At 66.3% G+C, this 26020-nt stretch carries 24 protein-coding genes; 13 read left to right on the top strand and 11 right to left on the bottom strand.

Annotation, left to right across the window (positions count from 1 at the left end):
* Positions 1-140 precede the first annotated feature (140 nt).
* On the top strand, positions 141-1328 hold the full coding sequence (locus tag C8J46_RS00315; protein ID WP_132734005.1) for an RsmB/NOP family class I SAM-dependent RNA methyltransferase: 1188 nt from the start codon (positions 141-143) through the stop codon (positions 1326-1328).
* 32 nt (positions 1329-1360) lie between these two features.
* Positions 1361-1861 (top strand): tetratricopeptide repeat protein, encoded by a 501-nt coding sequence (locus C8J46_RS00320; protein WP_207894042.1) that lies wholly within the window; start codon positions 1361-1363, stop codon positions 1859-1861.
* A gap of 153 nt (positions 1862-2014) precedes the next feature.
* Here C8J46_RS00320 and rsmA read toward each other — a convergent pair whose 3' ends face one another.
* From rsmA to lptD, 4 genes are all read right to left on the bottom strand, one after another.
* A complete protein-coding gene (rsmA, locus tag C8J46_RS00325; RefSeq protein WP_132734009.1) occupies positions 2015-2845 on the bottom strand; it encodes a 16S rRNA (adenine(1518)-N(6)/adenine(1519)-N(6))-dimethyltransferase RsmA in 831 nt (276 codons plus the stop codon).
* Positions 2846-2856: 11 nt separating this feature from the next.
* The gene (pdxA, locus tag C8J46_RS00330; protein WP_243643140.1) at positions 2857-3864 is read right to left on the bottom strand and encodes a 4-hydroxythreonine-4-phosphate dehydrogenase PdxA; all 1008 of its coding nucleotides are present in this window, start codon (positions 3862-3864) and stop codon (positions 2857-2859) included.
* 7 nt (positions 3865-3871) lie between these two features.
* Positions 3872-5353 (bottom strand): peptidylprolyl isomerase, encoded by a 1482-nt coding sequence (locus tag C8J46_RS00335; RefSeq protein ID WP_243643141.1) that lies wholly within the window; start codon positions 5351-5353, stop codon positions 3872-3874.
* A 79-nt stretch (positions 5354-5432) separates the two neighbouring features.
* Complete coding sequence (lptD, locus tag C8J46_RS00340) at positions 5433-7688, bottom strand: LPS assembly protein LptD (protein ID WP_207894085.1); 2256 nt, start codon at positions 7686-7688, stop codon at positions 5433-5435.
* A 182-nt stretch (positions 7689-7870) separates the two neighbouring features.
* Between lptD and C8J46_RS00345 the strand changes: the two genes are divergently transcribed.
* The 4 genes from C8J46_RS00345 (at position 7871) to C8J46_RS00360 (ending at position 10943) form a co-directional block, all read left to right on the top strand.
* Positions 7871-9346: a leucyl aminopeptidase gene (locus tag C8J46_RS00345; protein ID WP_132734013.1), complete on the top strand. Its 1476-nt coding sequence runs from the start codon at positions 7871-7873 to the stop codon at positions 9344-9346.
* 116 nt (positions 9347-9462) lie between these two features.
* Positions 9463-9909 (top strand): DNA polymerase III subunit chi, encoded by a 447-nt coding sequence (locus tag C8J46_RS00350; RefSeq protein WP_132734015.1) that lies wholly within the window; start codon positions 9463-9465, stop codon positions 9907-9909.
* A gap of 93 nt (positions 9910-10002) precedes the next feature.
* Entirely contained in the window at positions 10003-10425 is a 423-nt protein-coding gene (gene ndk / locus C8J46_RS00355; RefSeq protein WP_031393391.1) for a nucleoside-diphosphate kinase, read from the top strand.
* Positions 10425-10943, top strand: a complete 519-nt coding sequence (locus tag C8J46_RS00360) for a GNAT family N-acetyltransferase (RefSeq protein WP_132734017.1) — start codon at positions 10425-10427, stop codon at positions 10941-10943. The genes ndk and C8J46_RS00360 overlap by 1 nt, the downstream gene beginning before the upstream one ends.
* 103 nt (positions 10944-11046) lie before the next feature.
* Here C8J46_RS00360 and C8J46_RS00365 read toward each other — a convergent pair whose 3' ends face one another.
* From C8J46_RS00365 to purM, 4 genes are read right to left on the bottom strand one after another with little or no spacing between them, the layout of a single operon-like run.
* Positions 11047-11655, bottom strand: a complete 609-nt coding sequence (locus C8J46_RS00365; RefSeq protein ID WP_132734019.1) for a hypothetical protein — start codon at positions 11653-11655, stop codon at positions 11047-11049.
* A complete protein-coding gene (locus tag C8J46_RS00370; protein WP_132734021.1) occupies positions 11652-12017 on the bottom strand; it encodes an MmcQ/YjbR family DNA-binding protein in 366 nt (121 codons plus the stop codon). Before C8J46_RS00370 ends, C8J46_RS00365 begins: the two co-directional genes overlap by 4 nt.
* Positions 12014-12586 carry a phosphoribosylglycinamide formyltransferase gene (gene purN, locus C8J46_RS00375; protein ID WP_132734023.1) on the bottom strand — a complete coding sequence of 191 codons (573 nt, stop codon included), beginning with the start codon at positions 12584-12586 and terminating at the stop codon, positions 12014-12016. The genes C8J46_RS00370 and purN overlap by 4 nt, the downstream gene beginning before the upstream one ends.
* Positions 12579-13694, bottom strand: coding sequence for a phosphoribosylformylglycinamidine cyclo-ligase (gene purM, locus C8J46_RS00380; protein WP_132734025.1), 1116 nt, complete (start codon positions 13692-13694; stop codon positions 12579-12581). Before purM ends, purN begins: the two co-directional genes overlap by 8 nt.
* Positions 13695-13758: 64 nt before the next feature.
* Here purM and C8J46_RS00385 point away from each other — a divergent pair, with 64 nt between their 5' ends.
* From C8J46_RS00385 to C8J46_RS00400, 4 genes are read left to right on the top strand one after another with little or no spacing between them, the layout of a single operon-like run.
* Entirely contained in the window at positions 13759-15003 is a 1245-nt protein-coding gene (locus C8J46_RS00385; RefSeq protein WP_132734027.1) for a heavy-metal-associated domain-containing protein, read from the top strand.
* An 11-nt stretch (positions 15004-15014) separates the two neighbouring features.
* The gene (locus C8J46_RS00390; protein WP_056050416.1) at positions 15015-15659 is read left to right on the top strand and encodes a DnaA/Hda family protein; all 645 of its coding nucleotides are present in this window, start codon (positions 15015-15017) and stop codon (positions 15657-15659) included.
* 16 nt (positions 15660-15675) lie between these two features.
* On the top strand, positions 15676-17841 hold the full coding sequence (locus tag C8J46_RS00395; RefSeq protein ID WP_132734029.1) for an RNA degradosome polyphosphate kinase: 2166 nt from the start codon (positions 15676-15678) through the stop codon (positions 17839-17841).
* Positions 17838-19349, top strand: coding sequence for a Ppx/GppA family phosphatase (locus C8J46_RS00400; protein WP_132734031.1), 1512 nt, complete (start codon positions 17838-17840; stop codon positions 19347-19349). Before C8J46_RS00395 ends, C8J46_RS00400 begins: the two co-directional genes overlap by 4 nt.
* A 132-nt stretch (positions 19350-19481) precedes the next feature.
* Here C8J46_RS00400 and C8J46_RS00405 read toward each other — a convergent pair whose 3' ends face one another.
* Together C8J46_RS00405 and rnd are read right to left on the bottom strand one after the other, a co-directional pair.
* Positions 19482-19778, bottom strand: coding sequence for an I78 family peptidase inhibitor (locus C8J46_RS00405; RefSeq protein WP_132734033.1), 297 nt, complete (start codon positions 19776-19778; stop codon positions 19482-19484).
* Positions 19775-20950, bottom strand: coding sequence for a ribonuclease D (gene rnd, locus C8J46_RS00410; RefSeq protein ID WP_132734035.1), 1176 nt, complete (start codon positions 20948-20950; stop codon positions 19775-19777). Before rnd ends, C8J46_RS00405 begins: the two co-directional genes overlap by 4 nt.
* Before the next feature lie 177 nt (positions 20951-21127).
* Here rnd and aspS point away from each other — a divergent pair, with 177 nt between their 5' ends.
* The 3 genes from aspS (at position 21128) to C8J46_RS00425 (ending at position 25339) form a co-directional block, all read left to right on the top strand.
* Positions 21128-22951: an aspartate--tRNA ligase gene (gene aspS, locus C8J46_RS00415; protein WP_132734037.1), complete on the top strand. Its 1824-nt coding sequence runs from the start codon at positions 21128-21130 to the stop codon at positions 22949-22951.
* A 214-nt stretch (positions 22952-23165) separates the two neighbouring features.
* A complete protein-coding gene (locus C8J46_RS00420) occupies positions 23166-24566 on the top strand; it encodes an APC family permease (protein ID WP_243643142.1) in 1401 nt (466 codons plus the stop codon).
* Positions 24563-25339, top strand: a complete 777-nt coding sequence (locus C8J46_RS00425) for a polyphosphate kinase (protein ID WP_132734039.1) — start codon at positions 24563-24565, stop codon at positions 25337-25339. Before C8J46_RS00420 ends, C8J46_RS00425 begins: the two co-directional genes overlap by 4 nt.
* On the opposite strand, the gene C8J46_RS00430 is transcribed toward C8J46_RS00425, so the two are convergent.
* Positions 25325-25966 carry a carbonic anhydrase gene (locus C8J46_RS00430; protein ID WP_132735238.1) on the bottom strand — a complete coding sequence of 214 codons (642 nt, stop codon included), beginning with the start codon at positions 25964-25966 and terminating at the stop codon, positions 25325-25327. The two genes, C8J46_RS00425 and C8J46_RS00430, sit on opposite strands and share 15 nt — an antisense overlap.
* Positions 25967-26020 lie beyond the last annotated feature (54 nt).

Raw genomic sequence — 26020 nt, forward strand, 5'->3', positions numbered from 1 at the left:
ACGGGTGGGATGCGCTGTTGCGTGGCGGCCGACCCGAAATTATTCCCCCCCCGCCCCCGGGAGGGGCTAGGGGAAGGGATGATGACGAACATTCCGTACCAGGCCTTCCCCCGAACTAACGCGAACTCGGGAGCCCAGAAGTGACTCCCCCAGCACGCACCCAGGCCGCGATCGAGCTCCTCGACCAGATCATCGCCGCCGCCCGCGAGTCCGGCGCCGCCGCCGACACGCTGATCGCCCGCTACTTCGCCACTCGCCGCTACGCCGGGTCCAAGGACCGCCGCGCGGTCCGCGAGCTCGTCTACGCCGCGATCCGCAAGGCCGGAGACCGCCCCGAAAACGGTCGCACCGCGATGCTCCTTGTCGCCGACGCCGATCCGGAAGTTGCCGCAACCTTCGACGGCTCCACCCACGCGCCCGCCTCGATCTCCAAGGACGAACCCCGCGCCCGCGCGGGCGTAGCGCCGCAGTGGCTGAGCAAGGCCCTCCGCGCCTCCGGTCTCGACGGCGCCGCCCTTACAGACCTAGCCGGCCGAGCCACGCTCGATCTCCGCGTCAACACGCTGATCTCCGACCGAGCAACCGTCCTCGCCGCGCTTCCGGAAGCCGAAGCCACCCCCCACGCGCCGGACGGCATTCGCCTCCCGACCGGCACCAACGTCGAAGCACTTCCGCTCTTCAACGAAGGCGCGCTCGAAGTGCAGGACGAAGGCAGCCAGCTGGTCGGCCTCGCGATGCAGGCAAAGCCCGGCGAACGCATTGTCGATCTCTGCGCCGGCGCCGGCGGCAAGACGCTCGCGCTTGCGGCGACGATGCAGAACGAAGGCGACATCCTCGCCTGCGACACCGACCGCAACCGCCTCTCGCGCCTCGCCCCGCGCGCAACGCGCGCCGGCGCGACGATCGTCGAAAGCCGCCTGCTCAACCCGACGCGCGAGATCGAAGCGCTCAGCGAATGGGCCGGTCGCGCCGACGGCGTGCTGGTCGACGCCCCATGCTCGGGCACCGGCACATGGCGGCGCAATCCCGAGGCGCGCTGGCGGCTTACCCCCGACCGCGTCTCGCGGCTGCAATCGACGCAGCAGCAAGTGCTCTCCGTGGCCGCCACGCTGGTCAAGCCCGGCGGCGCGCTCGTCTACATCGTCTGCTCGCTGCTCGACGCCGAGGGTACCGACCAAGTCACCTGGTTCCTCAACGCGCATCCCGGCTGGACGACCGAGCCCCTGACGCTCCCCGCCGGCGCGAAGCACGGCCACGGCGTCCGCCTCGAACCCGGCCGCGACGGCACCGACGGCTTTTTTGTCGCGCGCCTCCGGGCTGCGTGCTAGCCAGCCGGCTGATGACCCGCCTGGAGACGATCATGCGTTTTTCGTCCGTTGCCCTTGCCGCCACGCTGACTCTCGTGTGCGTATCGACCTCGCTCAGCGGGCAGCGTCCCGACGCGCAGATCGATGCCCGCTCGATGCAGCTTCTAGCGCAGGGGCGTTCGTTGATGACGGCGGGCAATCTCGACGGCGCGACCGATGTGCTGGAAACGTCGGTCGCGGTCGACCCGCGCAACCGCGCGGCGTTCCTGCTGCTCGCCCAGGTCGCCGAGAGCCGCGATCTGCCGGGCAAGGCGATCCGGCTGTACCGCGAGGCGTTGTTGCTCGAACCGAACGATGTCGCCGCACTGAAGGGCCAGGGCGAGGCGCTGGTCGCCAAGGGCGCAGTGGTCCGCGCGAAGGACAATCTCGTGAAGATCCGCACGCTCTGCAAGGGCGCGTGCCCCGAGGCGACGCAACTCGCCGCGGTGATCGCCAAGGGCCCACCGATTGCAACGGCTCAAGTCGACAAGACGCCGGTCGCCGCCAAGGACTGAGGGTTCCTGCGAAAGCTGCACCTCCCCGGCGGAGGCCGGGGCCCAGCTGGGGAACGGTTATAACTTCGGACGGCGGGTCGTTACTACGCCTCTTCCAACTGGGTCCCGGCCTCCGCCGGGGAGGTATTCCTCGAAATGTCCTGCGCGTGTAGGCTAGTCGCCCCGGGGCGCTCCAACTGCTTTTGCCAGCGCCACGAAATCCGCAACCGACAGCGTCTCCGCCCGACGCGTCGCGTCCACCCCGATCCGCTCCAGCGCATCGAGCGCGCCCGGCACGCCCTTCAGGCTCTGCCGGAGCATCTTGCGCCGCTGCCCGAACGCCGCGCCCGTCAGTCGCTCCAGAACCGCAAAGTTCACCCCCTCCGGCGCCTCGACCGGCACCAGGTGCACCACCGCCGACATGACCTTCGGCGGCGGTGTGAATGCCGACCGGTGCACCGGCATCGCGATCCGCGCAGTCGAACGCCACTGCGCCAGCACCGCGAGCCGTCCGTAATGATCGTCGTTGGTCTTCGCGACGATCCGCTCCGCGACTTCCTTCTGGAACATCAGCGTGCACGACTGCCACCACGGCAGCCACGACGTCGACAGCCACCCGACGAGCAACGCCGTGCCGATATTATACGGCAGGTTCGAGACGATATGCGGCTTGCCCTCGAACAGCGACGACGCATCGACTTCCATCGCATCGCCCTCGATCACGCGCAGCTGCCCCGGATAGGCCTCGCCGAGTTCGGCCAGCGCCGGGATACACCGCCGGTCACGCTCGATCGCCGTCACCCGCGCTCCCGCCGCGAGCAGCGCCCGCGTCAGACCACCAGGACCGGGGCCGACTTCGAGCACCTCGGCATCCTGAAGATCACCCGGCACCGCCGCGATGCGCTTGAGCAATTGCCCGTCGAACAGGAAATTCTGCCCAAGCGCCTTGCTCGCGTTCAAGCCATAGCGCGCGATGACCTCGCGCAGCGGGGGGAGGTCCGTCATAGCTGGTCCGCTCACGACTGGGCGGCGGTCTGCGCGCGTCGGTCCGCTGCTTCACCCGCCATCGCGATCGCCGCGATCATCGCGCCGGGTTCGGCGAGGTTCTTGCCAGCAATCGCGAACGCGGTGCCGTGATCGGGCGATGTCCGCACGATCGGCAAGCCGAGCGTCATGTTGACGCCTTCGTCGAAATGAATTGTCTTTAACGGGACGAGCGCCTGGTCGTGATAGCAGCACATCACGACGTCATAGGTCTCGCGCGCGCGCGGGTGGAACATCGTGTCCGCCGCAAACGGCCCGGTCGCATCAATGCCTTCCTCGCGGAGGATCGCGATCGCCGGCGCGATGATATCGATCTCTTCCCGGCCAAGCGCACCCTGTTCGCCGGCATGCGGATTGAACCCCGCGAAGGCGAGCCGCGGGTTCTCGATGCCGAAGTTCCGCAATAGGCCGCGTGCGGTCGCGCGCGCCTTGGCGACGATCAGATCGACCGTCAGCAGCGCGGACACGTCTTTCAACGGCACGTGCGTCGTGATCGGCACCACCTTCAGCGAAGGTCCGGCCAACATCATCACAGCGTTGTCGCCCGCGACGCCGTAGCGCTCGGCTACGAACTCGGTCTGCCCCGGATGACTGAAGCCGATCGCATACAGCTGGGACTTAGACACGGGGCCCGTAACGAGCGCACGCGCTGCACCTGTGCGGACCAAGCCGACGGCGAGCTCGAGCGAATGCAGCGCACACCGCGCACCATCGGCGTCCGGCTCGCCCGGAACGATCGCGCCTGCATCGCCGACGGTGAGCACGGGCAATGCCGTTGCGAACGCGTCGGCAGCGGCGGTCATGTCCGCGACGCGCGCGATCGGGCCCGCCCAGACCCGCTCGATCGCACGCGCATCGCCCACCGCCACGAAAGGCGGCAGGCTATGCGTTGCACGCGCATCCCACGCCTTGGCGATGATCTCGGGCCCAATCCCGGCAGGATCGCCCATCGACACCGCCAGCGGCTGGACGCGCGTCATGCCGCGATCACCGATATTCGACCACGGCATCACGCCGCAGATCGCGCAGCTTCTGCTGCGCGCGCAGATTGACGCGCTGCTGTTCGAGCTGGCCCTGGATCTGCTCGGAGTTGGGCACCGATCCGCCAGCCGCTTCGTCGCGCCCGCACAGCACCAGCGCACGAACGCCCTGCTCGGCGGACCCGAACGGCGGGCTCGATTCGCCGACCTGAAGCTTCAACATCACTTCCTGGAGCTGCGGCGGCAGGTCGCGGATCCGGACCGTATCGTTGTCGACCACGTCCGCGCCGATCCCGGCCGCAACCTTCTCGACCGTACCACAGCCGCGCAGCTCCTGCGTCGCCTTCGCGAACGCCTGTGCCCGCGCCGAAGCCTGCGCCTGGTTGGTGTTCGGCGGGAAGCGCAAGGTAAGCTGCTTCAGGCTGAGCTTGGCGTCACGCGGATCGGCGGTCAGTACCTGCCGCTTGTCCGTAAGGTACAGGATCGAATAGCCGCCCGAGACCTCGATCGGTCCGGCAACCTGACCGACCTGCATCGTCGTCGCGGCTTCGGCCAGCTGCGCCGGCAACGTCGCCGCACGGATCCAGCCGAGATCGCCACCGACCGCGCGGGTCGAGGCTTCGGAGAACTGGCGCGCGTAATATTCGAACGGCTGCGCACCCTTCTGGATTTCCTGCAGGATCTGTTTGGCGTTCGCATAGACCTGCTGGCTGTTCGCCGGCGTTGCCGCGAGGTAGATTTCCTTTAGGTTGAACTCGTCGGTGCCCTTCGCCGCCTGCAGACGGTCGATGATCGACTTCACCTCCTCGTCGCCGACGTTGACGAACGGCTCGACCCGGCGACGCAGATAGCGCTGCCACGCAAGCTCACCCTCGATCTGGCGCTTCAGCGACCGCTCGGACGAACCGGACTCGCGCAGATAGGCGCGCATCGCGACCGGCGTGCGATTGAACCGCTTCGACACCGCGTCATAGCTCTGCGTGAGTTCGGCCGGGGTGATCGTGATGTCGGCGGTCTTCGCTTCCTGGATCTGGAGCGTTTCGTCGATCAGCTGGCGGAGCACCTGGAGCTTCAGCCGCTCGCGATCCTCCGGCGACAGTTTTGCCTCGTTCGCCATCGCCACCAGCGCCACGCGCTGGTCGACGTCGGTGCCCGTGATCACGGTGTCGTTGACGATCGCGGTCGGCTTGCGGACGTTGGGATCGAGCTTGCCGAAGATCTGGAGGTTGGTCGGGATGTCGAGACCGGTATTGTCCGGCACGCTCTGATCCTGCACCGTTTGACCTGGGGTTTGACCCGGGGCCTGAGCCTGCGCCTGAGCACCGCGCGGTGCGCCCTTGGGCGGCGCAGCCTGAGGCGCCGTGCCCTGTGGCGGCACAGCCTGCGCGATCGCGCTTGCCGCCAACGCGGCCAGAACCACCCCACCGATCACACGGCCGCCACGCGCCGCCAGTCGAACATCATGCTTCAAGTGTCGGTATCCCATCATCGCACGCCGTACATCGCGCCATCATTGCCATGACGACGCATATCCGACGCGGGTTGCCCCAGAGTAGCTGAACGCGGGCTTAGCGGCCGAGGTTGGTGAAGGCCAGCGTCAACAGGAAGCTGTTGCCCTTCCGCGCGTCGCCGGTGTCGTTGTAGGTCCGCCGCCAGGTGCCGCCCAGGCGGAGGCAATCGTCTTCATACTGGATGCCGATCCGGTGGCGGATCGGCGTGAAGCCGTCGCTGCGGGAAAGCGGATCCTCCGCGGTGTTGGTCAGATCGACCACGCCCGAGCCGAATGCGGACCAGAAGCGCGCGAACTGGACGCGGCCGGCGAGACGGACTTCCTCGCGGTCGCGCAGATCTTCGATCGACGCGTCGATGTTGCGGTTGAGTTTGAGGTAGCCGACCAGCACATAGGTCGCGCGCGAACCGATCGTAGCGTCGACTTCGTTGCGACGGATCGCAAAGCCGTCCTTGTCGAGCCGGTAGCGGTGGACGATCGAGACGAAGTCGCGGAACCGCAATTCGCTGCGCCCGACGATGTCGGAGAACCGATCGCTGAGGCCGGTACCGTCGGGCAGGATGGTCGGGCGCTTGTCGACACGGTAGCTCTGCCCGACATTGGTCGTGAAGCTGATCCCCGGCAGGTCGAGTGCCCATTCGCCGCCATAGGTGACGCGTGACGAATCCTCGAACCTGTCATACCCGGCGAACCGGTTGAGCGAGAAGAGGTTGGTGTCGTCGAGATCGACTGCGCGCGAATCCTCGTTGGGCAGCGAGAGGTTGGCGACCTTCGGGGCGGCGACGAACTGGACGCGCGGGGTGAAGCGCTGCGTCCCGCCCAGGAACGTGCCGATGAACGGCCATTTCACGTCGACTGCGGCCGCGCCGATCACGCGCTGGTGAAAGCCTTCCAGCCCCTGGTAATTGACGATGGTCTCAGAGATGTCGTTGGTATTGTAGAGGTCGCCGCGCGCAAACGCCGTGAAGGTGACCTCCTGGCCCCAGTTGGTGAAGCGACGCAGGTCCCATTGCAGGCTGGCGAACGCGCGCTGTGTGTCCTGGCCGTCGATGCGGGTCAGCGCGAGCGTGTTAAGCTGAAGTTGGAACTTACCGCCGACGAGGCCATCGTCGAAGCGCTTGCGATAATCGATTTCCGGCAGCGCGATAGGCTGCTGACCCTGGCTGTCGTTGACGCGCAACGTCTGGGCGTACCAACCGCTTAGCGAGAAATAGCTGGTGTCGTCGATCCGCTCCAGGCTCGCCGTGGTGCGCAGCCGGTCGTCGCGCGAGATATCGTAGCGGCGCAGGAACGTCCGGTCGGTCGTCAGGCGGAGTGAGCCGCTCGCGGTCCAGTTCGGCGAAAGCTGATAGCGCGCCATGCCATCGATATAGCCGCGGAACGCCATGCTGGTGTCGGTGGACGCCCCAGTGGTCAAGTCGTCGCTGCGGCGGCTTTCGGTCGCATAGGCGCGAACGCTGAACGCGCCCTTCGAATTGAGCGCGGAATAATCGACCTGCGCCATCGGCAGCACGCTGCTGTAGATGTGCGGCGTAATGACCAAACCCTGGTTCGGGGCGAGCTTCCAATAATAGGGGACGCTGACTTCGAGGCCGTTGACGCGGCTATAGCCACCGTTGGGCGAGAGCAGCCCGCTGTCGCTGCCGCCGCCGACCGGGTTGGAGAATTTGGGCAAAGGCAGGCTCGGCAGTCCGAACAGATGCAGCCGTGCGCCCGAATAATAGATGCGCTTGCGCTCGGGGCGATAGGTGACGCGGACCGCGGTGATCTTCCACGTCGGCTCCTTGGGGCAGCCCGCCGAGTTCGTGACGCCGCACGGGGTGTAGGCGGCGCTCTTCAGATTGACCGTGCCGTCGGTCTCGCGCGTGCCCTGCTTGGCCGCGAGGCGCCCGCCTTGTTCGAGAACGACGAGCATGTTGTCGACCACGCCGTCCTTGAGCGAGTCGGTCAGATTGATCTCATCGCCATAGGCAATGTCGCCTTCGGGATTGGTGACCGCGATATTGCCCGTCGCGACGACCTTGCCGGTCTTGCGGTTCCAGACGACCTTGTCGGCGCGCAGGCGACCGCCTTGCCGGAACATACGGACTTCGCCGTTGGCGGTGACGATTTCGGTATTGGTGTCGTATTCCAGGCCGTTAGCGCTGAACTGGACCTGATCGTCGGCGGGGGCTGCGGCAGGCGCGTTCGCAACCGGCGCGTCCTGTACCGGCGGCGCGACCGGGCGGTTCTGGAAATCCTGAGCCTGCACGGGGGAAGTCGCCAGTCCGCACGCCAGCGCGAGCGAAACGGCACAACCCGTCAAAAGGTCGATACGCAACACGATCCGAACCAACCCCTTTGGCACTCGGCAGCCATTTGCCGCCCTATCGCCCGCCTATCGCACCACCGGGGCTTCGCTGCAATCGCCGTGCGATGGCAGGCCGCCACCTTGCTTTGCCGGGCATGCGGCATCAACTTAGTGTATCCGTTCAAAACGCTTCCCGAGGTTTCTTCATGCAAATCGTCTTCGCGCCTACCGTCCCCGCCAATGCCCCGATTCTCGCCGTTCCGGTCGCGAAGGACGGCATGGCGCAGGTGACTTGGCGCGCGATCGGTGGCGATGCGGAGGCGCTTGCGACCAGCGCGACCGCCGCGGCACGCTTCGCGGGTGAAGCCGGTGCGGTGGTCGAGCTGTTCGTGTCGGTCGAGGGTAAGGTCCGTCAGGTCCTGCTGGTCGGTGTCGGCGCGGGCGAGACCGCCGATTGGGAAAAGGCCGGCGGTGCGATCACCGGACGCCTGCTGACCTCGGGCGCAACGTCGGTCGTCGCTGACCTCTCTGCCGGTGCCACGCCGACGCCAAAGGCCGCTGCACACTTCGCCGCCGCCGCTGTTCAGCGCGCATGGCGCTACGACACGTACCGCACCAAGCTGGCCGAGAAGTCGAAGCCGACGCTGACCGAGATCACCATCGCCGGCGCGCCCGACGGGACAGACGCCGCCTGGACCGAGGCGTCCGCGGTCACTGGCGGTCTCGACCTGACGCGCTGGCTGGTCACCTCTCCGCCGAACGTCGTCTACCCCGAGAGCTTCGTCGAGAAGGTGACCAAGGACGTCGAGGGTCTCGGGCTTGAGATCACCGTGCTCGACGAAGCGCAGATGACCGAACTTGGCATGGGCTCGCTGCTCGGCGTCAGCCAGGGCTCGCGGCGTGAAGCGCGCATCCTCGCGCTGAAGTGGAACGGGGCAGGGGCCGATGCCCCCACCCTCGCGTTCGTCGGCAAGGGTGTGACGTTCGATTCGGGTGGCATATCGATCAAGCCCGGCGCGGGCATGGAAGACATGAAGTGGGACATGGGCGGCGCCGGCGCCGTCGCCGGCGCGATGAAGGCGCTCGCCAGCCGCAAGGCGAAGGCAAACGTCGTCGGCGTGATGGGCCTCGTCGAGAACATGCCCGACGGCGCCGCGCTGCGTCCGAGCGACGTCATCACCTCGATGTCCGGCCAGACGATCGAAGTGCTCAACACCGACGCCGAGGGGCGCCTCGTGCTCTGCGATTGCGTCACCTGGGTGCAGCAGGCGCACAAGCCGACCACGATCGTCGATCTCGCCACGCTCACCGGCGCGATGATCGTCGCGCTCGGCACCGAGAATGGCGGCATCTTCGCCAATGACGACGCGCTCGCCGACCAGCTGATCGCGGCGGGCAAGACCACCGGCGACACGCTCTGGCGCTTTCCGCTGTCGCCCGCCTACGACAAGCTGATCGACTCGCCGATCGCCGACATGAAGAACGTCGGCCCCCGCGGCGCCGGCTCGATCACCGCCGCGCAGTTCATCAAGCGTTTCGTCGACGAGGGCGTGAAGTGGGCGCATCTCGACATCGCCGGCATGGTCTGGTCGGACAAGACCGGGACGAACCACGACAAGGGCGCCACCGGCTACGGCGTTCGCCTGCTCGACCAGTTCGTCGCCGACAATTTCGAGGGCTGAGGCCAAGAATTCCCCTCCCGCTTGCGGGAGGGGTTAGGGGAGGGGCCAACCGCGGGCGGTATCGAGCGAGGCAAAGCCCTCCCCCGACCGCTCCCGCAAGCGAAAGGGGAGTAACTATGCAGGTCGATTTCTACCACCTAACCAGCCCCCTCGACCGCGTCCTCCCACGCATTGCCGAGCGCGTCGTCCAGACTGGCGGCCGCCTCCTGATAGTCGCCGAACCCGAAGAACAACGCGTCGCGCTCGATCGCCTGCTCTGGTCCTACGCCTCCGAGAGCTTCCTCCCCCATGCGCAGGCCGGCAGCAACGACGATGCAGCGCAACCCATTCTGATTGCGGACGACATACCCGAAACCGCCCCAGCCAATGCGGCGCGCAACGTCGCGATCGTCGATGGTCGGTGGCGGGACCTGACCCTGACCTTCGACCGCGCCTTCCACATCTTCGACGATGAAGCTATCCGCGAAGCCCGTTTGGCGTGGAAAGCGCTAGCCGACCGCGACGGTGTCGAACGCCGCTATTGGAAACAGAACGACTCCGGGCGATGGGAACAGGCAGCCTAGGCGGGAGCAAGCGGCATAAACGTTGCTTTAGCCGCGTCCCCCGCCTAAGCGCCGCGCATCCGATTACCGTCAACACAGGAGCCCGTGACCATCATGGCCGCGAACCGTACCTTTTCGATCATCAAGCCCGACGCAACCCGCCGCAACCTGACCGGTGCGGTCACCAAGATGCTCGAGGAAGCCGGCCTGCGCGTCGTCGCTTCGAAGCGCATCCAGATGACCCGCGAGCAGGCCGAAGGCTTCTACGCGGTCCACAAGGAGCGTCCGTTCTTCGGCGAGCTCGTCTCGTTCATGATCTCGGGCCCGGTCGTCGTCCAGGTTCTCGAAGGCGAGAACGCGATGCAGCGCAACCGCGACATCATGGGCGCCACCAACCCCGCCAACGCAGAGCCTGGCACGATCCGCAAGGAACTCGCCGAGTCGATCGAAGCCAACTCGGTCCACGGTTCGGATTCGGACGAGAACGCCGAAATCGAGATCGCCTATTTCTTCAAGCCCGAAGAAATCGTCGGCTGATGACCTGGCGGTTGCGACGGGCAGAGCCGGGCGACGCGCCCGCGCTATCGCTCGTCGCATCCACCACGTTCCTCGACACCTATGCGACCGTGCTAACGGGGGCGGACATCGTCGCCCACTGCACGCGCAACAACAGCGTCGCCGCGTTCGAGACGTGGCTGTCCGATCCCGCGACGATTGTGACGCTAGCCGAGTACGAACCCGGCCACGCGCCGATCGGCTACACGGTGCTTACCGCGCCGGATTTCCCGATCGAACCCGGCCCCGCGGATATCGAACTCCGCCGCATCTATCTCATGAAGCAGGCCCAAGGCTCAGGCCTGGGCGCCGCCCTGATGGCCCGCGCTCTCGAAGACGCCGCCGCGGCAGACCGTACCCGAGTTCTCCTAGGCGTATGGGACCAGAACACCCGCGCCCGAGCCTTCTACGAACGGCAGGGCTTCGAGGTGATCGGCGCCCGCCAGTTCATGGTCGGCACCACCCTCCACGACGACCCGGTCTACGCGCGAGCGGTTTAAGCGTCCTGCGGGGCGGCTCCTCCCGCCTTCTTGTTCTTCCGCGAAGGCGGGAGCCCAGACTGGATCCCCGCCTTCGCGGGGAAACAACCTGCGGGAGGTAGCCTTAAGCCGCCGGCTTCTCCTTCGCCCAGATCGCATCGAGCTTAGCTTGGCTCCCACCACGCTGGCGAACCCGCAACCCCTGCAACTTCAACGAACGCCCGAATGGGAATACGCCAGCCTTCGTCTGCCAAATCACGTCATAAATTCCGCTAGCCGACCGCGTCGCATCGCCATCGGTATAGTTCACCGTAATGAACACCGGCAGCCGCCCAGCCTGATCGTCCGCGCCACCATCGGTCGCCTTGAGCAGCGCCTTCTCGAACCAACTCCGCTGGATCTGATCGGTCAGCGCATCCTTCCGCCCGACGCCGAGGGCGGTCGGAAACACCACGGTCGCGTCCACGATCTCATGCTTCTCGTCACGCAACAGCATCAGCGAGTCGCCATTTTCCGCCGCCACCGCGCGGATTTCGAAACGCTGGTCCTTCCGCGCCTCGCTAGCCCGCGCGCTCGCCTTCTCAGCATTGTCCGCGCTGCGCTCCGACCAGTTGCTCCACAGGGTCAGCGCCGCGATCAGCACGCCGGCCACGGCGAGCACCTCCGCCAGCGTAACCCAGCGCCGCCGGGTCGCCGCGGCTTCCCGCCGTTCGGTCGGAGTCTCGGTGCTCATCGCCCTCCAGCCTCCAGCAAACGGGCAGGGGCGGCGAGTTCCCAACTCCGCGCGATCCGGTCCTCGACCAGCGCCCAGTCCGGATCGCCGGCGACATTCATTCCGACCCAGCCGGTCGCACCGAGATAGGCCGGTCGCGAATACATTGCCGGGTCCGTCTCGATCAGCGTCGCCTGTTCATCGGTGCCGCTGGTCTTCACGCACACGATGGCCAGTCCATCGCCATGATGATCCGCCCGAAACTGCGCGAACTGCTTGTCCGCGACGAAGAAGGTCGGCTGGCCATGCGAAACCTTCTCTTCGGTCTCCGGCAACGCCAGCGCCGCCGCACGAACACGGTCGAGGGGGGACAGATCGGTCATCGCGTCACGAACTCCGCCAAGGTCTTCGGGTACAAAGCATGTTCCGCCGTCAACACGCGCGCCGCAAGCGCGTCCGCATCGTCGCCGGCAAGGATCGGCACCTCGGCCTGCCCCAGCACCGCGCCGCCATCGAGTTCCTCGGTCACGACATGCACCGAACACCCGCCGACCACATCCCCCGCCGCGATCGCCCGCGCATGCGTGTCGAGCCCCTTGTACTTGGGCAGCAGCGACGGATGGATGTTGACGATCCGGTCGCGCCACGCCGCGACGAACCCGTCCGACAGCAACCGCATATAGCCGGCGAGCGCAACGACCTCGACACCAGCCTCGCGCAACGCCGCATCGATCGCTGCCTCGTATGCCGGCTTGCCCAAACCCTTAGGCGAGAGCGCGAACGTTGCCACACCCTCGACCTGAGCCCAGTCGACCCCGGCCGCGTCCGGCTTGTCGGAAGCGACCAGCGCGATCTCATACGGACACTCCGCCGCGCGCGACGCGCCGACCAGCGCCATCATGTTCGATCCGCGCCCGGAGATCAGCACGCCGACGCGCGTCTTGTCAGCCATGCGTCGCGGTCCAGTCCTCACGCGCGCTCCACGTCCCCGCCGACCCACGCACCGTGCAGCCATGCGCCCCGGTCTCGATCTGCCCGATCGTGAACACCGTCTCGTCCGCCGCCTGAAGCGCCGCGGTCACCGCCTCGGCTTCGTCAGCAGACACGATCACGACCATGCCGATCCCGCAGTTGAACGTCCGCGCCATCTCCTCCGGCTCGATCGCGCCCTGCGCCTGCAGGAATGCCATCAATCGCGACTGCTCCCACGCATCCGCATCGACCACCGCATGTACGCCGTCGGGCAGCACCCGCGGGATGTTCTCGAGCAGACCGCCGCCGGTAATATGCGCCAGTCCCTTGATCCGCTGCTCGCGCAGCAACGGCAGCAGGCTCGCGACGTAGATCCGAGTCGGCGCCATCAGATGATCGATCAGCAACTTGTCCTGGTCGAACAGCGCCGGTCGATCGAGCTTCCACCCGCGATCGGTGGCCAGCCGGCGAACCAGCGAAAACCCGTTAGAATGCACGCCCGACGATGCCAGTCCGAGCATCACGTCGCCCGCCGCGATCTCGCGTCCGGTGAGAACGTTGGTCCGCTCGACCGCACCGACGCAGAAGCCCGCGAGGTCGTAATCGCCATCCGCATACATGCCCGGCATCTCGGCGGTCTCGCCCCCGATCAGCGCGCAACCCGCGGTCTTGCACCCCTCCGCGATCGAGGCGACGACGCGCTCGGCGACTGCCGCATCAAGCTTCCCGCTCGCATAATAATCGAGGAAAAACAGCGGCTCCGCACCCTGGACGATCAGGTCGTTGACGCACATCGCGACGAGATCGACGCCGACACCCTCATGCCGGTCCCACTCGATCGCCAGCTTCAGCTTGGTGCCCACGCCGTCGTTCGCCGCGACCAGCAAAGGATCGACGAACCCTGCCGCCTTGAGGTCGAACATCCCCCCGAACCCGCCAAGATCGGCATCCGCCCCCGGCCTACGCGTCGAGCGCGCGAGCGGGGCGATCGCCCGCACCAGCGCGTTGCCCGCGGCGATCGAAACGCCCGCTTGAGCGTATGTATAGGAGCCCGTGGCGGGAGCGGCGGAGTCTGGCGTATCGGTCATGATCGGTGCTGCTAGCCACATCGCGCTTGGATTTCCACGTCTGCTTCGCCAAAAGGCCCGCTTGATGCGTATCCGTGCCCTTCCCACCGCGCTTGCTGGCGCCGCCCTGCTGCTTAGCGGCGGAGCCGTGCTCGCGCAGATCGAAGGCGGCAGCCGAGGCACGGCTCCGGTCGACAGCGGCAGCGCGTACGAGGTGAGCGGCGTCACGGTCGACGTCGCCGGCAAGACCGCCGACGCCGCGCGCTACGGCGGCTGGCGGCTCGCGCAGCGCAAGGCCTGGGTCCAATTGTCGAACCGGCTCGGCGGCGGCGGTGGCCTCGTATCCGATGGTACGCTCGATTCGCTCGTTTCCGGAATCGTCGTTGAGAACGAACAGATCGGCCCGCAGCGCTACATCGCCAAGCTCGGCGTGCTGTTCGATCGCGGCCGCGCCGGATCGATCCTCGGCATCTCGACCTATGCCGATCGTTCACAGCCGATGCTCGTCATCCCCGTCCAATATTCGGGCGGCGTCGGGCAGGCGTTCGAGCAGAGCACGCAGTGGCAGCAGGCCTGGGCGCGCTATCGCACCGGCAACAGCAGCATAGACTATGTCCGCCCGTCCGGCTCCGGCCCCGACGCGCTCCTGCTCAACGTCGGCCAGACACAGCGCCCCGGCCGCGGCTGGTGGCGGACGATCCTCGACCAATATGGCGCGAGCGACGTACTGACCCCGGTTGTGAAACTTTATCGCCAATGGCCCGGCGGCCCGGTGATCGGCGTGTTCGAAGCGCGCCACGGTCCCGACAACGACCTGATCGGCAGCTTCACGCTGCGGGTCGGTACGCCCGACGGCATCGCGCAGCTACTCGATACCGGCGTGAAGCGGATCGACGACCTGTACCAGCAGGCGCGTCGCAACGGCTCGCTCCGTGTCGACTACAGCCTGTCGCCACCGCCTCCGCCCGAAGCCGCGGTGATCGAGGATCTGCCGACCGACGAGACCGCCGACGCCAACACCGCCGTCCTGACGGGTGGCGCGGGTATCTCGATCATCGTCCAGTTCGACACGCCCGCCGCAGCAAACGTCTCTTCGACCGAAGCCGCACTCCGCGCGATCCCCGGCGTCCGCTCGGCGGCCACCACCAGTCTCGCGCTCGGCGGTGTCTCGCTGATGCGTGTCGCGTACGACGGCGACCCTGCGGCGCTGAAGACCGCGCTCGAAGCGCGCGGCTACCAAGTGTTCGGCTCCGGCCAGACGATCCGCATTCGCCGGGTCGCCCAACTTCTTCCGCCGGACTTGCCCGCGGACAATGCGACGACAGGGTGAGCGCGACCAAGATGACTCAAATTGCGCTGCCACTCGGATGGCCGGCGGACCCTCGCGACGACGCCTTCCTGGTTACCCCCTCCAACTCGCGCGCGGTCCACACGCTGGAGCACACCGCGACCTGGCCCGTCATGACCGCGATACTAACCGGCCCGCGCAAATCGGGCCGCAGCCTTCTCGCGCGGATCTTCGCGGCGAAGAGCGGCGGGACGATCATCGACGATGCCGAGCGCGTGCCCGAGGCGCAGCTGTTCCACGCTTGGAACCGCGCGCAGGAGGAGCACAGGCCGCTGCTGATCGTCGCGGACGCAGCGCCGCCCGAATGGAAGGTGAAGCTTCCCGATCTCCGCTCGCGCCTTGCCGCCAGCCCGATCGCGGCGATCGGCGCGCCCGACGACGAGCTCATGCGGCTGTTGCTGGCGCACCTGTTCGAGCGCCGCAGCCTCGATGCGCGGCCCGATCTGATCGACTGGCTCGCGACCAGAATCGAGCGCAGTCATATTACCGTAACGCGAACCGTCGATGCGCTTGACCAAGAGGCGATGGAACGTCGCAAGCGCTTGTCCATTCCTCTTGCACGAACCACACTCACCGAGGCCGGGCTGATCCTCCGGCCGCAACTCGCGCTCGACCTCCCGCTCTTCACGCCACCATAAGCTCCCAAGAGGCCCGATGAACCGTCCAGCCCATATCGTCCGCCAATCGGAAGACGACGACGATCCCATCGGCGCAGAGCCGAACGACCGGTATTTCAACCGCGAGCTCTCCTGGCTGGCGTTCAACCGGCGTGTGCTGGAGGAAGCATGCAACCCCGCACACCCGTTGCTCGAGCGGCTCCGCTTCCTGTCGATCTCGGGCTCGAACCTCGACGAGTTCTTCATGGTCCGCGTGGCCGGCCTGAAGGGACAGCAGACGCAGGACGTTGATCGCCGCTCGGCGGACGGCCTTACCGCCGGACAACAGCTGACCGCGATCGTCCGTGAGGCCGATGCGCTGATGGCGAGCCAGCAGGCGGTATGGGGCGATCTCCGCGTTTTGCTCGACGAAGCAGGGCTGTTCGTCCTCCGCCGCGAAGCGATCGAAGGCGAGGCCGACGAGTGGCTCGAAACGCATTTCCGTGACCAGATCTTCCCAATCCTGACCCCGCAGGCGCTCGACCCCGCACATCCGTTCCCGTTCATCCCGAACCGCGGCCTGTCGGTGATCTTCGACCTCGTCCGCATCTCGGACAATGAGCCGGTCCGCGAACTGGTGATGCTCCCGCACACGATGACGCGCTTCGTCCGCCTTCCCGGCGAGCCCGCGCGCTACATCGCGGTCGAGACGCTGCTCAAGCGGTTCGCCCCGGTCCTCTTCCCCGGCTACGACGTCCTCGCCGCCGCGAGCTTCCGCGTGCTGCGCGACAGTGACATGGAGATCGAGGAGGAGGCCGAGGACCTCGTCCGCTACTTCGCCAACGCGATCAAGCGTCGCCGCCGCGGCCGCGTCATCCGCCTGGAACTCGAAACCGGCATTCCCGACGTGCTCGCCGCCGTCCTCAAGGACGAACTCGGCGGTGCGGACGCGATCATCACCGAAAGCGGCAACCTGCTCGGCATCGTCGACCTCGACGGGCTGGTCGACGAGGATCGCCCCGACCTGAAGTTCCCGCCCTTCACGCCGCGCTTCCCCGAGCGCATCCGCGAATTCGGCGGCGATTGCTTCGCGGCGATCAAGGCGAAGGATATCGTCGTCCACCACCCGTACGAGACGTTCGAAGTGGTGCTCGCCTTCCTGAAACAGGCGGCGAACGACCCGGATGTGGTCGCGATCAAGCAGACGCTCTACCGCGCCGGCAAGCAGCCCGCGGTCATCAACGCGCTCATCACCGCGGCCGAGGCCGGCAAGTCCGTCACCGCGGTGGTCGAGCTGAAGGCACGGTTCGACGAAGAGCAGAACATGGTCTGGGCCTCCGCGCTGGAGCGCGCGGGCGTGCAGGTCGTCTACGGCTTCATCGACTGGAAGACGCACGCCAAGGTCTCGCTGGTCGTCCGCCGCGAAGGCCAGGCGTTCCGCACTTACTGCCATTTCGGCACGGGCAATTATCACCCGGTCACCGCCAAGATCTACACCGACCTCAGCTTCTTCACCGCCGATGCCGCGGTTGGGCGCGATGCGGCGCAGATGTTCAACTACATCACCGGCTACGTCGAACCGACCGACATGGCGCGCGTCAGCCTTAGCCCGCGCGACCTACGCCAGAATCTGATGAACCTGATCGACGTAGAGATCGCCAACGCGCGCGCCGGCAAGCCCGCTGGGGTCTGGGCGAAGATGAACTCGCTGGTCGACCCCGCTGTGATCGAGAGGCTGTACGAGGCGAGCGGGGCAGGGGTCGAGATCGACCTCATCATTCGCGGAATCTGCTGCCTGCGACCCGGCGTACCTGGCCTGTCCGAGACGATCCGCGTGAAATCGGTGATCGGGCGGTTTCTCGAGCACAGCCGGATCTGGGCATTCGGCAACGGCAAGGCGCTCCCCAACGACGGCGCCAAGCTGTTCATCTCGTCGGCCGACTGGATGCCGCGCAACTTCGACCGCCGCGTCGAATACATGCTGCCGATCCTCAACCCGACCGTCCACGACCAGATCCTCGATCAGGTCATGGTCGCGAACCTGATCGACAACGAGCAGAGTTGGGAGCTAGGCCCGGACGGCGAATATAGCCGCGTCGATCCCGGCGACCGCCCGTTCAACCTGCATCGGTATTTCATGACCAACCCGTCGCTCTCCGGTCGCGGCGCCTCGCTCGCGACCAGCAATGCCGTGCCGACGCTGTCGCTCCGTCGAAAACGATGAGCGTCACCAATATCCTGTTCGGCAATTCCCCGCCCAAGGCCGAGACCGACGATCACCCGCGTACCGGAATCATCGATATCGGCTCGAACTCGATCCGTCTGGTGGTGTATCAGGGGCCACCACGGCTGCCCGCGATCCGGTTCAACGAGAAGGTGCTCGCCGGGCTCGGTCGCGGCCTTGCGGCGACTGGGTCGATCGAGAAGTCGGCGCTAAAGACAGCGCGTGTCGCGTTGGCGCGGTTTGCTGCCGTCGCGCGCGAGATGGAGTGCTCGACGCTTCGTACAGTCGCAACGGCGGCGGTGCGCGATGCGAAGAACGGCGGCGAACTCATTGCGACCGCTGAACAACTCGGCCTCAAGGTCGAGACTCTTTCCGGCGAGCAGGAAGCCAGTGCCGCCGGCTACGGCGTGCTCTCGGCGATCCCCGATGCGGACGGCATCGTCGGCGATCTCGGCGGCGGCAGTCTCGAACTCGTCCGCGTCCGCCGCGGCAAGATCGAGGACCGTGTCTCGTTTCCTCTCGGCGTCCTCCGCATCGGCCCGCTTCGCGCCAAACGCGGCAAGGTGCTCGAACGCTATGTGGCGCGGTTGGTCCGCGAGGCTGGCTGGACGGCCAAGGGGCAGGGGCTTCCGCTCTACCTCGTCGGCGGATCGTGGCGTGCGCTGGCGCGTCTCGACATGGAGCTGTCGAATTATCCGCTACCGATTATCCATCAATACCCGATGACCGCCGCGACCATCACGCGGTTGAGCCGAACGATCCCGCAGCTTTCGAAGCCCCGCCTGAAGGCGATCCCCGGCTTGTCTTCAGGCCGTACCGCGACGCTGGCGGACGCAGCCGCGTTGCTCGGCGTGCTGATGCGCCAACTCGGCAGCAAGACGACGGTCGTATCGGCCTACGGCCTGCGCGAAGGGCTGCTCTACGAACATCTGAAGCCCGCAGACCGAACGCTCGACCCGCTGATCGTTGCAGCGCGCGAAGAAGGCCGCCTGCTTGGCCGGTTTCCCGAGCACGGCGACCTGCTCGATCGCTGGCTCGCGCCGTTATTCACCACCGAGCCGCCTGCGATGGCGCGACTCCGTCATACCGCATGCCTGCTCGCCGACGTTGGCTGGCGGGCCAATCCGGAGTTCCGCGCCGAACGCGGCGTAGAGGTCGCGCTGCACGGCAATTGGGTGGCGATCGACGCTCCAGGCCGGGGCATGTTGGCGCAAGCGCTTTACACGAGCCTCGGCGGCGACTTGGCGGCCGCTGATCCGGTGGGCCGCCTGGCGAGCCCCGCGGCGGTAAAAAGCGCGACCGCGTGGGGGCTGGCGATGCGTCTTGGCCAGCGCATGAGCGGCGGCCTGGCCGGACCGCTGAAACGCTCCAGCCTCGCGGACGACGGGGTCTGCTTGACGCTGACGCTCCGCTCGGACGATCGCGGACTTTACGGAGAGGCGGTAGAACGTCGCCATACCGCGCTGGCGACCGCGTTAGGCCGCAAACCTGTGTTGGCTCTCATCTAATTCCTCCCCTGGCAGGGGAGGTGGCAGTCGGCAGGACTGACGGAGGGGTATCGCGCTATCGAGAGGGTGGCACCCCTCCGTCTGGCAAGTGCCGGCCACCTCCCCTGCAAGGGGAGGATATACCGAGCCGACTCAGGCGCAGGTGAAGCGCTCGATCCGGCCCTTCGCATCGACGTACACATTCAGCCGGTCAGCCCGAAAATCCATCGTCACCGCGGTATTCGGTGCGATCCAGCGCAGCGTCCGCGATCCCGACCGGGTCTGCATCACATCCGCCCGGGCATCGCTTGCGCGCTTGCCGACCAGATCGCCCAACGAGGCGGCATTGCACGCGGTAGCGACCGGCGCAGCGGCAGGAGTCTGGCCGCGCATCTCTACCGGCGTACACGCCGCCGTGGCGGCCAAGGCTGCGACAAGAACGATTCTCATGCGGCATCCTCCGTACGCGTCATCTTCAGCTTGCCGCCGATGACCGCAAACGCCAGTCGTCCCTCGACCAGATCGAGCGCATCGCGTCCGAACTGATCGAACCGCCAACCCTCGAGCATCGGCAGCCCGGTCCGCACGCCCGCCGCCAAAGCCTCGAGTTCATCGGTCCGCGCGAGCAATTTCGATGCGACATCAATGTCTCGCGAGCGGATCTTGAGCAACAGCTTGAGGAGATCCGCGACCAGCGAGCCCTCCTTGCCGAGCCCCGGCTTACGATCGTCGCGTGGCGGCATTTCGTCATCGCCGAGCGGTTGCGCACCCTCGATCGCCGCCATCAGGCGACCACCAATATCGTTGCCGGCCCAAGTCGCGGAAAGTCCACGGACCCGCGCTAGGTCCGTCTGCTTCCGCGGGGGATGTCCCGCCATGTCGCCCAGCGTCTCGTCCTTGACGATCCGTCCGCGCGGCAAATCCTTCGCCTGCGCCTCAAGCTCGCGCCACCGAGCCAAAGCCTTCAGGCGGCCGAGCACGTCGGGCTTCCGCCCCGAAATCCGCACGCGCTTCCACGCCAGATCGGGATCGTTCGCATAATTGGCAATGTCGCCAAGCCGCTCCATCTCCTGATCGAGCCACACGCCGCGCCCGGTCTTGCGCAACCGCTCGAGCATCTTGGGGAAGATCTTCGACAGATGCGTCACGTCGCCGATCGCATATTCGATCTGCCGCGCGTCGAGCGGCCGGCGCGCCCAATCGGTAAACCGCGCGCCCTTGTCGACCGCGATCCCGAGCCAGCTGTCGACGAGGTTCGAATAGCCGATCTGCTCGCCCTGGCCGAGCGCCATCGCCGCGACCTGCGTGTCGAACAGCGGGAAGGGTGTCTTGCCGGTGAGGTTGTAGACGATTTCGATGTCCTGCCCGCCGGCATGAACGACCTTCAGCACGTCGTGATTCTCGACGAGCAAATCCAGCAGCGGCTTCAGGTCGATCCCAGGCGCCATCGGATCGATTGCGGCCGCCTCCTTGTCGTCGGCGATCTGGATCAGGCAGAGCTCCGGGTAATAGGTGCTCTCGCGCATGAATTCTGTGTCGACGCACACATAGTCGGCGTCGGCCATGCGCGCGCACAGATTGGCGAGCGTGGCACTGTCGGAGATAAGCGGGTGGATATGCATCGCCCGTCCATAGCGAGGCTCCCTCTCGTTGACAAAGGGGCGGGTTGACAAAGGCGGGTAGGGAAGGTGAAGCGCGAGCCATCCAATTCCCGTCATCCCAGCGAAAGCTGGGATCTCCCGTCGCAGGGCGCACCCTTGCCGCACGAGATGCTGGGTCGACGTATGAGAGACAGAGACATGCACGCCTATCGCACCCACAACTGCGCCGCCCTCCGCCCCGAACAGGTCGGCGAAGAGGTTCGCGTCTCCGGCTGGGTCCACAAGAAGCGCGATCACGGCGACCTCGTCTTCATCGATCTGCGCGATCATTACGGCATCACGCAGATCGTCACCGACGTCAGCGGCCCGGTGTTCAAGGTCATCGAGGGCCTGAAGAGCGAAAGCGTCGTCACGATTACCGGCAAGGTGACCGCACGTGCACCCGAAGCCGTGAACCCGAACCTGCCGACCGGCGGGATCGAGATCCGCGCGACCGCCGCGACGGTCCAGTCGATGGCCGGCGAACTGCCGATGCCGGTCGCGGGCGAGGCGGAGTATCCCGAGGATATCCGTCTCCGCTATCGCTATCTCGATCTGCGTCGCGAGCGTCTCCACGCCAACATCATGCTCCGCAGCCAGGTGATAACATCGCTGCGTAACCGGATGAATTCGCAGGGGTTCACCGAATTCCAGACGCCGATCCTGACCGCGTCGAGCCCTGAGGGTGCGCGCGATTATCTGGTGCCGAGCCGCGTCCATCCGGGCAAGTTCTACGCGCTCCCGCAGGCGCCGCAGATGTTCAAGCAGCTGCTGATGGTCGCCGGCTTCGACCGCTATTTCCAGATCGCGCCCTGCTTCCGCGACGAGGACGCACGCGCCGATCGCTCGCCGGGCGAGTTCTACCAGCTCGATTTCGAGATGAGCTTCGTCACGCAGGACGACGTGTTCAATGCGATCGAGCCCGTCTTGCACGGCGTGTTCGAGGAGTTCGCCGACTGGCAGGGTAAGGGGCGCCAGGTCTCGGCGCTTCCGTTCAAGCGCATCCCCTACCGCGAATCGATGCTGAAGTACGGCAGCGACAAGCCCGACCTGCGCAACCCGATCCTGATCCACGACGTCGGTCATCACTTCGTCGATTCGGGCTTTGGCCTGTTCGCAGGAATCGTCGCGGGCGGTGACGTGGTCCGCGCGATTCCCGCGCCGAACACCGCCGACAAGTCGCGGAAATTCTTCACCGACATGAACGACTGGGCGCGCGCCGAGGGACATGCCGGGCTTGGCTACATCACGCAGAAGAACGGTGAACTCGGTGGCCCAATCGCCAAAAACCACGGCGAGGAAGCGACGCGGAAGCTGATCGCCGAAATGGGCCTCGGCCCCAACGACGGCATCTTCTTCGCCGCCGGCAAGGAACTGCCCGCCTCGAAGCTTGCGGGCGCTGCGCGGGCGCGGATCGGCGCCGACCTCGGCCTGATCGACGAGAACCGCTTCGAGTTCTGCTGGATCGTCGACTTCCCGATGTTCGAATATGACGAGGACGCGAAGAAGGTCGATTTCAGTCACAACCCATTCTCGATGCCGCAGGGCGAGATGGACGCGCTGGAAAACAAGGATCCGCTCGATATCCTCGCGTACCAGTACGACATCGTCTGTAATGGCGTCGAGCTGTCGTCGGGTGCGATCCGGAACCACCGTCCGGAGATCATGTACAAGGCGTTCGAAATCGCCGGTTATACGCAAGCCGACGTTGACACGAACTTCGCGGGCATGATCAACGCGTTCAAGGTCGGCGCGCCGCCGCATGGCGGCTCGGCGCCGGGGATCGACCGGATGGTGATGCTGCTCGCCGGCGAGCCGAACATCCGCGAAGTCGTGCTGTTCCCGATGAACCAGAAGGCCGAGGACCTGATGATGGGCGCGCCGAGCCCGGTTAGCGCCAAGCAGCTGAAGGAACTCAACATCCGCCTGACGGTGGATGGTCCGAAGGACGCGACAAAGGCGGCCGCGCCGAACGCGGGGTAATCTACCTGTCCCTCGCCCCTCCGGGGAGAGGGAAGGAGGAGCCGCTTGGCGACGGGAGGGTGAGGGGAGGTTGGCGGATCCCAACCGCCCCTCACCCTCCCACCCGCAAGCGCGGGCGGGCCCCTCCCTCTCCCCGAAGGGGCGAGGGAAAGACGTTCTACGCTTCCTCAACCCCCTCAACCATGCAAATACCTCTGCACGATAAGGGGTTGGCATGCGCAACGATCAGATGACACCGGCGCCAAGCCTCGTCCGCAGCCTCGGCGTCACGGGCGTCCTGTTCCTCACCCTCTCAGTCGCGACCCCGGCATCGTCGGTGTTCGTCATCGTCCCCGGAATGCTCCAGGTCGCCGGCACCGGCGCAGTCTGGGCAACGCTGATCGCCGGACTCGTCTGCGTCGCGACCGCGTTCGTCTACGCCGAACTCTCCTCCGCCTGGCCGGTCGCAGGCGGCGAGTATGTCGCGGTCGCGCATACGCTCGGGCCGATGGCGGGGTTCGTCATGCTCGGCGTCAACGTCTTCAACAACCTGCTCTTCCCCCCGGTCGCAGGCCTGGGCGTCAGCGCGGTGCTCGGCACGCTGGTCCCCGGCCTGCCGCAGATCCCCATCGCTATCGCCGTGGTCGCAGGGTCGACGCTGGTCGCGATCCTCCAGATCAAGGTGAACGCCTGGCTCACCGGGCTCTTCCTGCTGGTCGAGATGCTGGCGATCGTCGCGGTCGTCTGGCTCGGGTTCGCCGATACCGTCCGCCCGATCGGCGACCTGTTGCTCCACCCTGTCATGCCGCAAGGCGCCTCCCTCGTCCCCGCGTCAGCCGCATCGATCGGCCTCGCCACCTCGATCGCGATCTTCGCACTCAACGGCTACGGCGCGGCGGTGTATTTCGGCGAAGAGATGCTCGAGGCCCCCCGACTGATCGCGCGCGCGATCATGGCCTCGCTCGCGCTGACGCTGCTGTTCGAGGGCATCCCGATCGTCGCGGTCCTCGTCGGTGCACCAGACCTTCACGCCACGCTTACCGCCGACGACCCGTTCGGCCTCCTCGTCACCCTCCGCAGCGGCACCACGACGGCGAACTGGATCTCGATCGGCGTCGTCGTCGCGATCGTCAACGCGGTGATCGCCTGCATCCTCGCCTGCGCGCGCTTCTTCTACGGCACCGCGCGCGATGGAAGCTGGGGCCGTCCGCTCGATCGCTGGATGACGCAGGTCCACCCGAAGTTCGGCTCGCCCTGGGTCGGCACGTTGCTGGTCGGCGGGTTCGGGATCGTCGCGTGCTTTCTGCCGCTCCAGTTGCTGCTGGTGCTCAGCGGCACCGGCCTCGTCGCGATCTACACGGGTATCTGCGTCGCGGCGATCGTCGGCAGGCGTACCGGCAAGACCGCCCACGCCCCCTACCAGATGCCGTTCTACCCAATCGCTCCGGTGGTGACGCTGCTCGCGCTCGGCTATGTCTGCTGGACGAGTTGGTCCGATCTGGAGGAGGGGCGCCCCGGTCTGATCATGACGGGCGCGCAGATCCTGCTCTCGATCGCCTATTATTGGTTCGTCCTGCGTCGTCGCGGCGCCTGGAACGTTCAGATCCCGACCCTTGCGACGGAGCGCGATGCATGACGATACACCTGGCCGATTACGAAGCTGGCGACGAATACGACGGCAAGTACAAGCACGACCTTGCCGCGCTTCAAAAGCGCCTCGAACATATCCAGGTCGCGCACATCGTCGGTGGTACGCGCGCGATCGTCATGTTCGAGGGCTGGGATGCGGCAGGGAAGGGCGGCATCATCCAGCGTCTCTCCGCCGAATGGGACCCGCGCAACTACAAGGTCTGGCCGATCTCGGCACCGACTGCGGACGAGAAGGCGCATCATTTCCTCTGGCGCTTCTGGAGCCGTCTGCCCGCGAACGGCAACATCGCGGTGTTCGATCGCAGCTGGTACGGCCGCGTCCTGGTCGAGCGTGTCGAGGGGTTCGCCAGCGAGAACGAATGGCGCCACGGTTACGACGAGATCAACGCGTTCGAGGCACAGCAGGTCGAGAGCGGCACGACCCTCATCAAGCTGTTCATCCATACCACGCAGAAGGAGCAGGACCGGCGATTGAAGGCGCGGCTCGACGATCCGTGGAAGCACTGGAAGACCGGGCTCGACGATTTCCACAACCGGTCGCGGCGCGAAGAGTATCTGGAGGCGATGGCCGAGATGTTCGCGCGCACCGACACCGCGACCGCGCCGTGGACCGTCATCGACGGCAACGACAAGAAGGCGGCCCGGATCGCAGCGCTGACGCTGATCGCGGACCGCCTCGAAGCCGGCGTATCGATGGTGCCGCCACCGCTCGACCCGAAGGTCAAGAAGGTGGCGGAGAAGGCGTTAGGCCTTCGCTGACTTGGCTTCTGTCGACTCTGCTTGGATGAACTCGTCATCCTCGTTGAGCAGCAGCATCTGGCCCTTGTCGATGCCGAAATAGGCACCGCGCAGGGCCAGTGTGCCAGCGGCTTCGGCCTCGGTCACGAACGGGAAGGTGCGAAGGTTGGCGATCGAGGTCCGGACGGATTCGAGTTCCATCTCGCGGCCGGCCTCGGCACCTTCACCGTACTTCGCGATGACCTTCTCGCGGGCACCGTCGAGCAGACTGACCCAGTCGGACACGAAGCCGCCTGCACCGTGATCAGCATCGGCAAACGCCTGCGTCAGCGCGGCCTTGCAGCCACCGCACTTCTCGTGGCCCATCACGACGATCTCTTCGACCTTCAGCTGCGTAACCGCGAACTCGATCGCCGCGGAGACGCCGTGATAACCACCACCGGTTTCGAACGGCGGGACGAGGTTGGCGACGTTGCGGACGACGAACACTTCGCCCGGCAGCGTATCGAAAATCTGCGCGGGTTCGACGCGGCTGTCGGAGCAGGCGATGATCATCACCTTGGGGCTCTGGCCGTCCTGCAGTTCCTTCCAGCGCTCGCGCTGCTCCTCCCAGGGGCCGTCCTTGAAGCGGTGATAGCCTTCGATCATTTCCGGAAAGTGAGTTGGCACGGTTAGTCTTCCATATCAGTTTGCGATGCAACA

Source organism: Sphingomonas sp. PP-F2F-A104-K0414, from assembly GCF_004340945.1.
In the GTDB taxonomy this organism is placed as follows: Bacteria; Pseudomonadota; Alphaproteobacteria; order Sphingomonadales; family Sphingomonadaceae; genus Sphingomonas.